A 14,368-nucleotide genomic window follows, 5' to 3' on the forward strand; every position below is an offset into this window, starting at 1 on the left:
ATCGCTGTCAAACTCAATCTGCCAACTCAAGGGACGAACCAGTCTGCCGCTAGCAGCGTCGCCGCCCTCGTTGTGGCGCCATATAGACCCCACTCAACAAAACTGTCAACGGCAAAACTGTCTTATTTGAAACTTTTTTGACAATTCTCCCCAATTAGCAGGGTTTTCACGATATACGCTTATATATACCCCTCTAACAAAGCCCCTAAGAGATAGCCTGATGGGGTCACAAACCGGCCTCATTATTGAAATAGCCTTCACGCAAATCAAAAAGCGGCTGGCTGGATGCTGTGAATAACGAAAGCTGGTCCGCTTATCGTTGACTTAAGGCGTTACGGCAGGCAAAACTCAAAATCCCGTTTGAGGGACTTCCATAATTAAGGGAAGACACCATACATCAGATCGCGGTCCCGCTGCTTTCTGGAAAATGATGTTCACGCACCTTCGGGTGCGGCCAGATTTGCAGAAGGGCCAACAAAAGCAGCATGAAAGAATTGGGGCCCAACAATCTGGATCCGGGTGACGAGCCCCCACTGACGGTAGGCGGACGCCGCCGCCCCCCTGACCGGCGTGAAGTTTCAGCACGTTGGCTTGCAGGCACATTTCTTACAGGCGTTACGTCTTGCATGCTCATTGGTGTGGCTTTGTTTGCCGCCCTAGATGGCCGCGAACAATTGGCAACGCCACCGGAAATTCTCGCGCGCAATGACATGCCCGGCATCGTCAATGATACGAACGTCACCAAAGGCGCCCGCCTCGTCAGCACGATTTCAAAGCAGAAAGCCACAGATCGCCGTCGCTTCGACCTTTCAACGATGCAAAAGGTTGGCGAGCGCGAGGTTATCCGCACAAGACCCTTTGAGCTGGTGCATATGGCTTTGGCCGTTGACCATCCAACAAGTCGCAAGTACCCGGCATTTGATGCGATGTCTATTTTCTCGGAAGGTCCGGCGGCACCGCAACCTACCGATACCGGGCAGATTTACGGTGCAAAAGTTGAAAGTGAAGTCAGCCTGCAAGTTGCCGATTTTCCACTCAACAGCACGACTTTCGACGCATCCAATGATCTGACTGTTGATGAAGTTGAAAAAGTCGTCCGCGACACCGGCGCGCTGCTAACCGACGGTGATGTCCAGGTTGCCTCTTTACACTATGTGGACCCGGCGCGTTTCGGTGGAACCGATTCGTCTTTTGCGCTTAGCCCCGCTCTCGGTGTAAAAATCACCCAGGAAAATGTCAGCGTTGCGCTGCGTGCCGATGATGAAGAAGCCGCCGACGGTTTCTCGGAAGAACTGATTCCTTTCCGCCGGACGATGGACATCAAACAGGCGCTGCAAGATGCGGGTTACACGGGAGAAGACGTCTCTCATATGGCGGATGCGCTTATCAAACTGCTCAATTCGCCGCGCCTTAAAGAAGGTAGCGTCCTGCGTATCGGGACCGAAACACAAAATGGCGAAGACCGCGTTGTCAGAGCGAGTGTTTATCATCGAACCACACATCTGGTGACGGTGTCGCTGAATGATCGTATGCAATATGTGCCGTCCGATCAGCCAGAAGAAACACCGCTGCTCGCATCTGCGTTCGATGGCGATGCGCCGCCAACCGCCATCCGCGGCAATCTGCCAAGTGCATATGATGGTATCAGCCGCGCAGCCCTTGCCTATGGTATGACCGAAACCATGCGCGAAAACCTCGTCAAAATGCTGGCGAGCGATGTCGATCTCCAGGCTCGCCTTTCGCCGAACGACAAAATCGATGCTTTTTTCTCCTTGCCGGACGACCCGGAAAAACCAGACGGTGATTCCCATCTTCTTTTCGTCGCAGCGACCTTCAGCGGAACGACGCGAAAGTTCTACCGCTATCAGGCACCCGATGGCAGCATCGATTACTTCAATGAAGACGGCAAGAGTGCCAAACAGTTCCTATTGCGCAATCCGGTGCCCAATGGCGTATTCCGCTCTCCTTTTGGAATGCGCCGACATCCGATTCTTGGCTACAGCCGCATGCATACCGGTGTTGATTGGGCAGCACCACGCGGCACGCCGATTATTGCTTCGGGCAATGGTGTTGTTGAAAAGGCTGGATGGACGAATGGCTATGGCAACCAGACTTTGATTCGTCACGCCAATGGTTATGTCAGCAGCTACAGCCATCAAAATGCAATTGCACGTGGCATAAGCGCCGGTCAGCGTGTGCGTCAGGGACAAGTGATTGGCTATGTTGGCTCAACCGGCCTTTCAACCGGTCCACACCTTCATTACGAGCTGATCGTTAATGGAACCAAGGTTGACCCGCTTCGTATTCGTTTGCCAGATAATAAAGCGCTTAAAGGACCGGAACTGGAAGCCTTTAAGCAAGAGCGCGATCGTATCGATACACTGTTAAATACAGATGATGCAGGCACCAAACTTGCATCCAGCGGTTCGGCAAAGAGCTGATTCTTCAAACAAGCGAGCTTAAAAACGCAAAACGAAAGCATATTGTATGAATATGCTTTCGTTGCCTGTCACACGGTTTTTGGAAAAGATGCGCGTTAGAACAAAGGATTAGAGCGCCGATCTGATCCAATCAGAAGCAAAATGCGCTCTAATCGGTGAATTCAACCGTTACACCCGGTTTCACAAGCTTCGCCAGCTCTTCCGCATCCCAATTGGTCAAACGCACACAGCCATGGCTGGATGTTTTGCCGATACGCGAGGGTTCAGGCGTTCCGTGAATACCATATGTTGGCTTTGACAGCGCAATCCACACTGTGCCGACCGGACCGTTTGGACCCGGCGGAATGGTCAGAACCTTGTCATTGTTACCCTGCTTGAAGTTAAGCTTCGGATTATATGTATAGTTCGGATTGATCGCGATGCGCTGGACTTGCACGATACCCGATGGTGACGGCGTATCAGACGAGCCAATTGTTGACGGATAGGCAACGACTAGTTTGCCGTTCTCGTCATAGCCGCGCACTTGCTTCCGCGCCTTGTCGGCAATGATTCGTGCAACCTTCGATCGAACAGCTTTGCCAAGGTTCGGAACCTTTACGACAGAACCCGGCTGATTGAAGTTCACACCCGGATTGATCTCCTTGAGATAGGCTTCATCAATGTGAAACTTCTCACCGAGCATTTCAGTCACGGATGTATAGGCCATCGCCGGAAGCTGTGCTTTATGGGCATAATCATCGGGAATGGATGCAACATACTGGCGGCCAACATCTTCGTTGGTGATTGTATAGTCGGTGAAAGCCGGGCCGCCGGTGGCTTCAAGCTCGGCATTGATTGCAGCCTCATCACTCGGATTGAGAAATTTACCCGTCATTTCGCTATAGGCGGCGGCAGCCTTGTCCACATTGCTGCCAGAGCGACCATCAATCACACCGGGGGATGCACCTGCGCGATCAAGCAACACCTGATAGGCCGCAATCTTCTGCTTTGCGCCCTGCCCTTTCGGCATTTCGATGGCTGGCGTCATATCATCGACATGCGGAACAGCCTGCGGCTGCGTCCCTGGCTGTTGATAACCGGGATCGCGATTGATGCTGGCTGTTGGTGATTCGGTGTCCGGGTATTCGGTGCCTGCCGGCGGCAATTCCGAGCGCTGGACCTGACCGTCCCGGTTATAATCATAACCGGGCGCGGCGGGCGCTTCTGGATAATAATTCGGATCTTCAGGCACATTGCCAAAGCCGTCATAGGGCGCGCCACCGCCCACAGGACCATCGGACCAGCCATCATTCTGTTGGCGACCACTTGCATAGCGCCCGGAATCGCGCGGGTCTTCGATATGCAAAACACGTCCGCGACGATCAACCGTTACCTGCCGACCATATTCATCAGTATAAACGCGCAAGCCCCTGTCGCGTCCGCGATCGTGCCCCCAATCAAAGAGCTGCGCGAGCTGCGTTGGCTGCGAAACATGAATTGCCGCATCACTTGTTTGCGCAAAGGCTGAACCGCCTACAGCAAGAATGCCGGTAAAAACACTTGCAAACCCGAACAATCCGAAGCGAAGCATGCGTAAGAGATGCGACATACAAGAAACCCTGAATTACCTTGAGACAAGGAATGCAACTATATGGTTAACAATTAATTACCCAATAACAGCAAATGCCAGATGAACTGGACATGAAGATGGCCTGAACATCCTGTTCAAAAAGAAAAAAGCGCCGCACTCAAACGAGTGCGGCGCCGTTTGCGACATAGTTTAAGACTTAGGCCTTTTCGTCTTCCTGCACCGGTTCACCTTCACCCATCACACGGATAGGACGAAAGTTGAGTCGGTCCGAGCCAGGCAAAATCTTGACGATCGAACCGTCAAGAATATCGCCAACCAGAATTCGTTCGGCCAACGGGTCCTGAACTTCTTTCTGAATAACCCGCTTCAACGGACGCGCACCATAAGCCGGATCGTATCCTTTGTTTGCCAACCACTCGCGCGCATCATCTTCGAGTTCCAAAATAATCTTGCGATCATGCAACAGAGCCTGCAAACGCTTGAGCTGGATATCGACAATCGATCCCATATCGTCACGACGCAGCCTGTGGAACAGGATAATTTCATCGACGCGGTTGAGAAACTCTGGACGGAACGACGCCCGCACAACACCCATCACCTCATCACGCACAGTTTCAACATCATCATTCTCGCCAAGATTGACGAGATATTCAGCGCCAAGGTTCGAGGTCATGATAATGACAGTATTGCGGAAATCGACCGTGCGGCCCTGACCATCGGTCAGACGACCATCATCGAGAACCTGAAGCAACACGTTGAACACATCCGGGTGCGCCTTTTCGATCTCGTCGAACAGGATCACCTGATAGGGTCTGCGCCGTACAGCTTCCGTCAGAACGCCGCCTTCCTCATAGCCGACATAGCCGGGAGGGGCACCGATCAGTCGGCTTACGGAGTGCTTCTCCATGAATTCCGACATATCAATGCGCACCATTGCCGTGTCGTCCTGAAACAGGAACGAAGCCAGCGCCTTGGTCAGCTCGGTCTTGCCCACACCCGTTGGTCCAAGGAAGATGAACGAGCCGATTGGCCTGTTTGGATCCTGAAGGCCCGCGCGCGCACGACGGACGGCCTTGGAAACAGCCTGAACAGCCTCGCCCTGTCCAACGACCCGCTTTGCGAGTTCGTCTTCCATACGCAAAAGCTTTTCGCGTTCACCTTCCAGCATCCGCTCAACCGGAATGCCGGTCCAGCGCCCAACAACCTGCGCAACATGTTCAGGTGTTACGGTTTCCTCAAGGAGGGAGCCCTTATTTTCGATGCTTTCAGAATCGGCAAGCTGCTTCTCAAGCTGAGGGATTGTTCCATAAGCCAGCTCGCCAGCCTTCTGGAATTCACCGCTGCGCTGTGCAATCGCCAAAGCATTGCGTGCTTCTTCCAACTGACGCTTCAAATCAGCAGCAAGGCCAAGCTTCTGCTTTTCAGCCTGCCACTTTGCCGTCAGCTCCGCTGATTCCTCTTCCAGATCGGACAGCTCTTTTTCAAGACGCTGCAAACGATCTTTGGAAGCCGTATCCGTTTCGACCTTCAGCGCTTCACGCTCAATTTTGAGCTGCATGGCGCGACGATCAATTTCGTCGAGTTCTTCCGGCTTTGAATCCACCTGCATACGCAGACGCGATGCGGCTTCATCGACAAGGTCAATTGCCTTATCCGGCAGGAAACGGTCGGTGATATAACGGTTTGAAAGCGTTGCAGCCGCAACAAGTGCCGAGTCAGAAACACGGACCTTATGGTGCTGCTCATATTTCTCCTTCAAACCACGAAGGATCGAAATCGTGTCCTCAACTGTCGGCTCATCGACAAATACCGGCTGGAAACGACGCGCAAGTGCTGCGTCCTTTTCAACATATTTGCGATATTCCTCAAGCGTGGTCGCACCCACACAATGCAACTCACCGCGCGCCAATGCGGGCTTGAGCAGATTGGATGCATCCATCGCACCATCGGACTTTCCGGCACCAACCAGCGTATGCATTTCATCGATGAAAAGAATGATCTCACCGGCAGCCGTCTGCACTTCCGAAAGCACAGCCTTCAGACGTTCTTCAAATTCACCGCGATATTTCGCACCGGCAATCAGCGCACCCATATCGAGCGCCATCAGTTGCTTGTCTTTGAGCGATTCGGGCACATCGCCATTCACAATGCGCAGCGCCAGGCCCTCGGCAATCGCTGTCTTACCAACGCCTGGCTCACCGATCAGCACCGGATTGTTCTTGGTGCGGCGCGACAGTACCTGAATCGTGCGGCGAATTTCTTCATCGCGGCCGATAACCGGATCAAGCTTGCCTGCACGCGCATCTTCCGTCAGATCGCGCGCATATTTCTTCAGCGCATCGTAATTGCTTTCAGCGGAAGCAGAATCGGCTGTGCGGCCTTTACGCATATCATTGATAACCTTGTTGAGCGCGGTCGGTGTCACACCGGCAGCAGCAAGAATTTCAGACGTTTTTGCAGACTTCTCAATAGCAAGCGCAGTCAACAGGCGTTCAACCGTGACAAAGCTGTCACCCGCCTTGGTCGCAAGCTCTTCGGCAAGAGTAAAAACCTTGGCCAAAGGCTGCGCAAGATAAAGCTGGTCATTACCGCCGGTCACTTTTGGCAGCTTTTCTAGGGCTGTCTGCAAGCCCATGCGCACATCGGCGATACGACCGCCAGCACGCTCAATCAGCGACGCGACCAGCCCTTCATCGTCATCAACGAGGACTTTGAGAAGATGCTCAGGTGTAAACTGCTGATTGCTGGAAGAAAGGGCAAATGTCTGGGCAGACTGGATAAAGCCCCGAACCCGTTCGGTATATTTCTCAATATTCATAATGTCTCCTTTTCCCTCCGACCCGTATCGGCATCGGAAGACTTCTGGTGACGGAGCCCCCTTATCAGCTGGCTCCTTATCCAAGAAGGAATATGGGAGTATGGAACGATTTCGGCAAGCCCGGAAAGCGCCTTAAAATGCAAATAAAAATGGCGCGGAAAACCGCGCCATTTTTTAAAATCTATCGTCTTGCGAGTTCAGCAATTACGCATCAGAATCCGCAGGTTCAGCAACTTCATCCTTGGGAACACGACGCGGGCGACCGGGGCGCCGCGTGACGCGGGCTGGCGCTTCTTCTTTAACCGAAGCCTCAACCGCTGCTTCAACCGCAGGCGCCGACTTTTCAACAGCCGGTGCTACTTCTTCCGCAACTTTGGCAGGCCGTTCAGCACGCACTGGCTTTTGAGCGGCGGGCTTTTCAGCAACCGGCTTTTCAGCAACCGGCTCAACAACAGGCGTCGGAGCTGGCTGTTCATCGGCTAGCGCCGCAACAGCGGCCTCGATGACAGGCTGTTCGGAAGTTTCGCCTGCATTGAAGCGCTCGCGCTGAGGGCGGCGACCGCGACCGAGACGGCGCTGATCCCGTCCATCGCGGGGCTGCGAACGATTGTCAGGGCGGTTGTCCGCGCGGCCTTCGCTGCTCTCTTCACCATAAACAACTTCAGCTGGCGTGCCTTCAATCACCGGCTGCGGCCCGGAACCATTGGCTGGCTGTGGCGCTGGCGCTGCTGGGGCATAGCCGCTTTCATCTTCATCACCACCGTCATTGTCGAAGTTTTCTTCGCGCTGATACGGAATGTTCTGCTGCGCCATGGCAGCCATGATGATGCGATTGTAATGTTCTGCGTGCTGAAGGTAATTTTCAGCCATGACCCGATCACCGGACGCCTGTGCGTCACGGGCCAAAGTCGTATATTTTTCTGCAATATGTTGAGCATTGCCGCGGATTTTTACATCCGGTCCATTGCTTTCATAATTACGCGACAGAGGATTGGGGCCCTTGCGGTTGTTGTTGTTGTTATTATTGTTATTTCCCCGTCCGCGCATGCGCCTGTTCTGCTGTGCTGGCCTCATCGTCTTCTCTTTTCAGATTAAAGGGCGTCAAATTCCCGCGGCTTAAAGCCACCGGCTTCGCATTATCGAGCCATGGAGGAAGCACACCCTAAAACTTCCCACACATCGAATTGTTCAGAGTTCCGCACCGTCCACAAAGGACAACGCGAACTTTTTGGCTTGGTATTTGCAAGACCTCCCGAAAAGAAAACCCTTCGGAACTATTTTTGAAAGTCGAGCATTTCCGTACAAACCATCCCTTGAGAAAAACCTCATAGGAGCATGACCCTAATTCGTCATGGAGTATTTCCGCCACCGCCCTCAAGCGGGCAAAACCATTCTGGCTGTATACGGTGGCTGGAAACTAACCGGCTTCGCCGCAAATTCCAAGCGCTTTTTTGAGGTCGTCGCGTGTTTTTTTACTTATGACACATCAAACACTTGCAATACCAAATACCGGTAATCATGTTTCGTGGATACTTGGTTAAGCCTGTGTGGCGATTGAACATTTTCAAGGCATGACGCGTCAGCATCTTAGCACCTTGGCATAATGTCTTCATGCATGAAAACCATGGCCCTTCTGTGGCCACCCAAATCGCTTGCAGAATTGATCAAATGGAAATTGGCGCTTTCAAAAATGGTGCCGACATCGTCAAACTGGCCCACGCCAATTTCAACCGCAATCATACCGCCATCAAATAGGTATCCGACTGCCCCACTTGCAAGAGCACGATAGAAATCAAGCCCGTCCGCCCCACCATCAAGGGCTGCCATCGGATCATGCTCGCGCACATCAGCTGAGAGAGCAGCAATCTCTTCATGCGGAATATAGGGCGGGTTTGAAACAATGAGATGAAACTTTCCGCTGACATTCGCAAACCAGTCGCTTTTCAATGCCGCAAATCTCTCACTCACCCCATTGGTTGCCGCATTGATCCGCGCCATGGCCAGCGCACCATCAGCCACATCAAGCCCGATCGCATTGAGCTTCTCAAATTTATGCAGGAGTGAAATCGCAATTGCGCCCGTTCCTGTCCCCATATCAAGCATCAGCGCCCGACCATATAGCGCAATCAGCTTTTCAATATAGGGCGAAACAAGCTCGACAAGCGCCTCCGTATCCGGGCGTGGTTCGAGTGTTTCGGGCGAAAGCCTGAACGGCAAACCATAGAAATCACGCATACCGATAATGCGGTGCACAGGCTCCCCTTCGGCGCGGCGCTCAAGCGCATCGTTTAATTTCGCGACCTGTTCCTCATCCATCATCTTTTCCGGTGACACAATCATATCAAGCCGTGTCGCGCCGGTTGTCCATTCAAGCAGCAACTGCGCATCAAGATCAGGCGTATTAACACCCGCACCCCGCAATCGTGCGCGGGCTTGCGCCATCAGATGATCAAGACGTTCACCACTCACGCGTTTTCGCCCATTTCCATCAACAGCGCCGTCTGATGGTCTGAAATCAGCGCGTCGACCAGTTCATCAAGTTCCCCCATCATCACCCGGTCAAGCTTGTAAAGCGTGAGGTTGATGCGATGATCGGTCACGCGCCCCTGTGGGAAGTTGTAGGTGCGGATACGCTCGGAACGGTCGCCCGACCCCACCTGGCTGCGGCGTGATTCTGAGCGTTCTGACTCAGCCTTTTGCCGCTCCATATCATAAAGACGCGCGCGCAGGATCTGCATGGCACGGGCGCGGTTCTGGTGCTGCGATTTTTCGGCCTGCACCACCATGATGCCTGTTGGAATATGCGTGATGCGCACTGCCGAGTCAGTCGTGTTGACGTGCTGACCACCCGCACCCGAAGCGCGCATTGTATCAATGCGGATATCTTCGTTGCGAATTTCGATATCAATGTCTTCGGCTTCTGGAAGCACGGCAACCGTTGCCGCAGACGTATGGATACGCCCACCCGCTTCGGTTTCCGGCACACGTTGCACGCGGTGCACACCGGATTCGAACTTCAGCTTGGAAAACACGCCCTTGCCCGAAACAGTGGCAATAATTTCCTTGTAACCACCGGCATCGCCCTCGCTTGACGAAACAAGCTCAACGCGCCAGCCTTTTTCGGAAGCAAAACGCTCATACATGCGAAAGAGGTCGCCAGCAAACAGCGCCGCTTCAAGTCCACCCGTACCGGCACGGATTTCAAGGATCGCATTCTTTTCATCGGCAGCGTCTTTGGGCAGAAGCAGAATCTGGACTTCCTGTTCAAGACCTTCAATGCGCTTTTCAACGTCTGGCAATTCTTCCACTGCCAATGCGCGCATTTCGGCATCGGTTGAGGCATCATCGCGCATAGCAGTCAGATCACGGGCTTCATTACGCGCATCGGTCAGCTCCCGGATTTTTCCGACAACCTCCTGAAGCTCGGAATATTCTGAAGCAAGTTTCACATAGGTTTCCGAATCCGGATTGTTCGCCATCTGGCTTTCAATCATCGAGAACCGCTTCAAAAGCTGGTCCATCCGGTCCTGTGGCAATGCGATCATTGGTATATCCTGAAAACTTTAATAGCAGCGCGAATAAGCAGTATTAAGGGCCGCGCACAAGGCGCGACACCCAAACATTTCATGCAATTTTCTACGCTATAGCGGAATATCGTTGTCTTCGGCAAACTGAAGCAGCAACTCACGCAGCGAATGTGCACCATTTGGCTTGTCGAGCTTCTCATTAAGCAAAGCATTGAGCTTGCCCGCGTCAAGCGCTCCCAGCATTGCCTTAACCGGACCAATACTTGCCGCTGACATCGAAATCGAGCGGAAACCAAGGCCAATCAGCGCCATCGCCGTCAGCGGACGTCCGGCCATTTCACCGCACAGTGTCACCGGCTTTCCATGCCGTTTTCCTGCATCAACAATGTGACGCAATGTGCGCAGGAACGCAGGCGACAACTGATCAAAACGACCCGAAATCAACGAGTTCCCGCGATCGACGGCCATCAGAAACTGAAACAGGTCGTTGGAACCGACAGACACAAAGTCCACAATCGACATCAACTCATCAAGCTGCCACAAAAGCGCAGGCACTTCGATCATCGCACCAAGCTTGAGATTAAGCGGCAGCGTGTGTGCAAAGCGTGACAGATGACGCACTTCACGATCGATAATCTCGCGTGCAGCCTTCACTTCCGACACTTCCGTCACCATCGGCAACATAAGTTTCAGCTCACGGCCACCGGCCGCTTTCAGAAGTGCGCGCAACTGGGTGCGCAGCAGGCCCGGACGATCCAGCGTCAGGCGGATCGCGCGCCAGCCAAGAGCTGGATTTTCTTCCTGACCGGTTGCGCGGAAATAAGGAAGAACCTTGTCACCACCAATATCGAGTGTGCGGAAGGTTACAGGCTTGCTGCCCGCAGCCTCAATCACAGAGCGATAAAGACGTTCCTGCTGTTCTGCACGCGGGAAGGTCGATGCCACCATGAACTGAAGCTCGGTGCGGAACAAACCAATGCCGGCAGCGCCCGATGCCGAAAGCTGCGGCAGATCAACCAGAAGACCCGCATTCATCAAAAGCGAAATATCAACGCCATCCTGCGTCAGCGCGGGCTTGTCGCGCAATTCGCGATAATGCGCCTGACGACGCGCACGGAAGCGGACTTTTTCGGCATAAGCCAATTCCACATCCGCCTGTGGGCGCAGATGCACAATGCCCTCATCACCATCAACGATAGCCGCATCATTGTTTTCCGCCATGGAAACAGCGCCCTTGGCCTGACCGACCACGGGAATGCCCATCGCCCGCGCAACAATCACCACATGGCTGGTCGCGGCACCATCTTCGAGCACCACGCCACGCAAACGCTCGCGCGGATAGTCAAGCAGTTCGGCAGCGCCCATGGTGCGCGCAACGATAATGGCATCCTTTGCCAGTGATTCGGCGATAGTCTTGACATCGCGCCCCATCAGCTGACGCAGCAGGCGGTTTGCCAGATCATCAAAATCGGACAGACGTTCGCGCATATAAGGATCGGTCAGATGCACCATGCGCGCACGCGTGTCGCTCTGCACCTTCTCGACCGCGGCTTCCGCCGTCAGACCATTGTGAATGGCTTCTTCCAGACGCCGCACCCAGCCGCGATCATGCGCAAACATGCGATAGGCTTCGAGCACTTCACGATGCTCGCCTTCCACAGCCACATCGCGGCGCGAAAGCATATCATCGATGGAAATGCGCAATGAGCCAACAGCTTCTTCCAGCCGGGCCAGTTCAGCCTGGCTGTCTTCATTAAACAGGTTGGTGACAACGATACGCGGCTCATGCAGCACGACATGACCAAGCCCGATACCGTCATTGAGCGCATTGCCCGTCACGCTCATCGGACGGCCAAGATCCAGTTCGATACCGGGGCGGGCAAGACGCAGACCATCGCCGGTCGCGATAATCTCGGCCAGAACCATTGCTGTCGTTTCAAGTGCCTCAACCTCATCCTCACGATAAGCGCGCTTGGTCTGATTCTGGACAACAAGAACGCCCAAAGTGCGGCCAGCACGAAGCACAGGCACACCAAGGAACGAATTATAGGCTTCTTCGCCGGTTTCAGGCAGATAGGCAAAGGCAGGATGGCTCTGCGCATCGGTCAGGTTTAACGGGCGCGCGCTGGCGGCAATCGTGCCGACAAGTCCCTGCCCCAGACGCAGCTGTGCAAGGTGAACAGATTGAGGATTAAGACCTTCAGTCGCATAAAGCTCAAGCACGCCATCGGCGCGCAGAATATAGAAAGAGCAAACTTCCGCGACCATATTTTGCGCGATTTCACGGACGATCCGGTCAAGGCGTTCCTGCGGCTCAAGTGATTCCGCCATCAATTCGCGCAACCGCTTCAGCAGCACGCGGGGACCAGTTGTCAGATCACGCATGATCGTCGGAGGCTCCTCATTTGGTACAGGCCCCGCCTCACGCAAAGCCAGTTCCCATTACCCGCCTGCGAAGCGTTACGCCGAATCCTTTGTGAGCATTTTTGACACCTACGTCTAGTCCAATCGTTCGAAAATATGAGAAGTCGTACAATAAGCCAATGCCGCACGCTATTTCTAGCGAGCGGCATTGTTTCAAAACGAACCAGATAAAGCCGGCTAATTACTTATCAAGACCATAGACGCCATGCAGCGTGCGGACTGCGAGTTCAGCATAAGGACCATCAATCAGGATCGAGATTTTGATCTCAGACGTGGTGATCGCGCGGATATTGATGCCCTTTTCAGCCAGGGCCTTAAAAGCAGTCGCTGCAACACCGGCATGGCTGCGCATACCGATACCGATCACCGAAATCTTAGCAAGACCGGTTTCCGACTGGATATGATCCGAGCCGATTTCTGCCTTCACTTTATCAAGAACGCGCAGTGCCTTATCAATATCGCCGGTCGGGATCGTAAACGTCATATCGGTTTTCGAACCGTCTTCCGAGACATTCTGTACGATCATATCGACATTAATGTGCTCTTCGGCGAGAGGCCCAAAAATCGCTGCCGAGATACCGGGCCGGTCGGCCACACGCCGGAGCGAAATCTGAGCTTCATCCTTCGCATAAGCGATACCTGTGACGACCTGCTGTTCCACGATTTCTTCCTCGTCGCAAATGAGCGTTCCGGGCGGGTTGATCGGATCATCCATGCCCGGTGCATTGGGGTCCGTAAAACTGGAGCGCACGAAGGTGCGCACCTTATGTACCATGGCAAGCTCAACCGAGCGCACCTGAAGAACCTTGGCACCTAGCGAAGCCATTTCCAGCATTTCTTCAAATGTAATGCGGGAAAGGCGCTTTGCCTTCGGTTCAATGCGTGGATCGGTCGTATAAACACCATCGACATCGGTATAGATGTCGCAACGATCGGCCTTTACACCAGCCGCAATCGCGACAGCAGACGTATCCGAACCGCCACGGCCCAGTGTTGCGATGCGGTTATCAGGACCAATGCCCTGGAAACCGGCAACAACGGCAACCTGTCCCATTTCCATGCGACGGATAATTTCAGAGCCGTCGATTTCTTGAATACGGGCTGCACCATGCGCATTGTCTGTCTGGATCGGAATCTGCCAGCCCTGCCACGAACGCGCGTCAACACCAATGGACTGCAACGCAATAGCCAGAAGGCCGCTTGTCACCTGCTCGCCGGAAGCAACAATGGCATCATATTCACGTGCATCGTAAAAAGGCGAGGTGCCACCGGCAACCTTGGGCATGTTCTGCACCCAGCTGACCAGTTCGTTCGTTTTGCCCGACATGGCGGAGACGACAACAGCCACCTGGTTGCCGGCATCGACTTCACGTTTGACGTGGCGCGCCACATTGGAGATGCGTTCCAGATCAGCCACAGAAGTGCCGCCGAATTTCATCACGATGCGCGCCATTTAAGGTTACGTCCCGTCTTTTGCAAAATTACACTTTAGCCTGCCGAAACATTATTTTCTTGCGACAGACAAACCGGGGGTCACATAGCTAAAATGTCGCGCTTCCGCAAGGGTGTGATTCCCGTGAAACAATAA

At 53.7% G+C, this 14,368-nt stretch carries 8 protein-coding genes; 1 reads left to right on the forward strand and 7 read right to left on the reverse strand.

What is annotated here, in order from left to right; genetic code table 11:
• The first annotated feature begins 485 nt into the window (after positions 1-485).
• The gene (locus ABE527_RS12450; protein ID WP_499694715.1) at positions 486-2,441 is read left to right on the forward strand and encodes a M23 family metallopeptidase; all 1,956 of its coding nucleotides are present in this window, start codon (positions 486-488) and stop codon (positions 2,439-2,441) included.
• Between the two features lie 148 nt (positions 2,442-2,589).
• Here the strand turns inward: ABE527_RS12450 and ABE527_RS12455 are convergent, their stop codons facing one another.
• The 7 genes from ABE527_RS12455 to ABE527_RS12485 form a co-directional block, all read right to left on the reverse strand.
• Entirely contained in the window at positions 2,590-4,029 is a 1,440-nt protein-coding gene (locus ABE527_RS12455) for a L,D-transpeptidase (RefSeq protein ID WP_499697111.1), read from the reverse strand.
• A gap of 178 nt (positions 4,030-4,207) precedes the next feature.
• Complete coding sequence (gene clpB, locus ABE527_RS12460; RefSeq protein WP_499697112.1) at positions 4,208-6,829, reverse strand: ATP-dependent chaperone ClpB; 2,622 nt, start codon at positions 6,827-6,829, stop codon at positions 4,208-4,210.
• A gap of 204 nt (positions 6,830-7,033) precedes the next feature.
• Positions 7,034-7,903 (reverse strand): DUF4167 domain-containing protein, encoded by an 870-nt coding sequence (locus tag ABE527_RS12465; protein ID WP_499697113.1) that lies wholly within the window; start codon positions 7,901-7,903, stop codon positions 7,034-7,036.
• Between the two features lie 513 nt (positions 7,904-8,416).
• Complete coding sequence (gene prmC, locus ABE527_RS12470; protein ID WP_499697185.1) at positions 8,417-9,271, reverse strand: peptide chain release factor N(5)-glutamine methyltransferase; 855 nt, start codon at positions 9,269-9,271, stop codon at positions 8,417-8,419.
• 23 nt (positions 9,272-9,294) lie between these two features.
• A complete protein-coding gene (gene prfA / locus ABE527_RS12475) occupies positions 9,295-10,374 on the reverse strand; it encodes a peptide chain release factor 1 (RefSeq protein WP_499694719.1) in 1,080 nt (359 codons plus the stop codon).
• A gap of 96 nt (positions 10,375-10,470) precedes the next feature.
• The gene (ptsP, locus tag ABE527_RS12480; RefSeq protein WP_265986912.1) at positions 10,471-12,741 is read right to left on the reverse strand and encodes a phosphoenolpyruvate--protein phosphotransferase; all 2,271 of its coding nucleotides are present in this window, start codon (positions 12,739-12,741) and stop codon (positions 10,471-10,473) included.
• Positions 12,742-12,961: 220 nt separating this feature from the next.
• Entirely contained in the window at positions 12,962-14,233 is a 1,272-nt protein-coding gene (locus tag ABE527_RS12485; RefSeq protein WP_265986913.1) for an aspartate kinase, read from the reverse strand.
• Positions 14,234-14,368: the final 135 nt, after the last annotated feature.

Origin of the sequence: Brucella sp. TWI432, assembly GCF_039674445.1 — a bacterium.
Lineage (GTDB): Bacteria > Pseudomonadota > Alphaproteobacteria > Rhizobiales > Rhizobiaceae > Brucella > Brucella chromiisoli.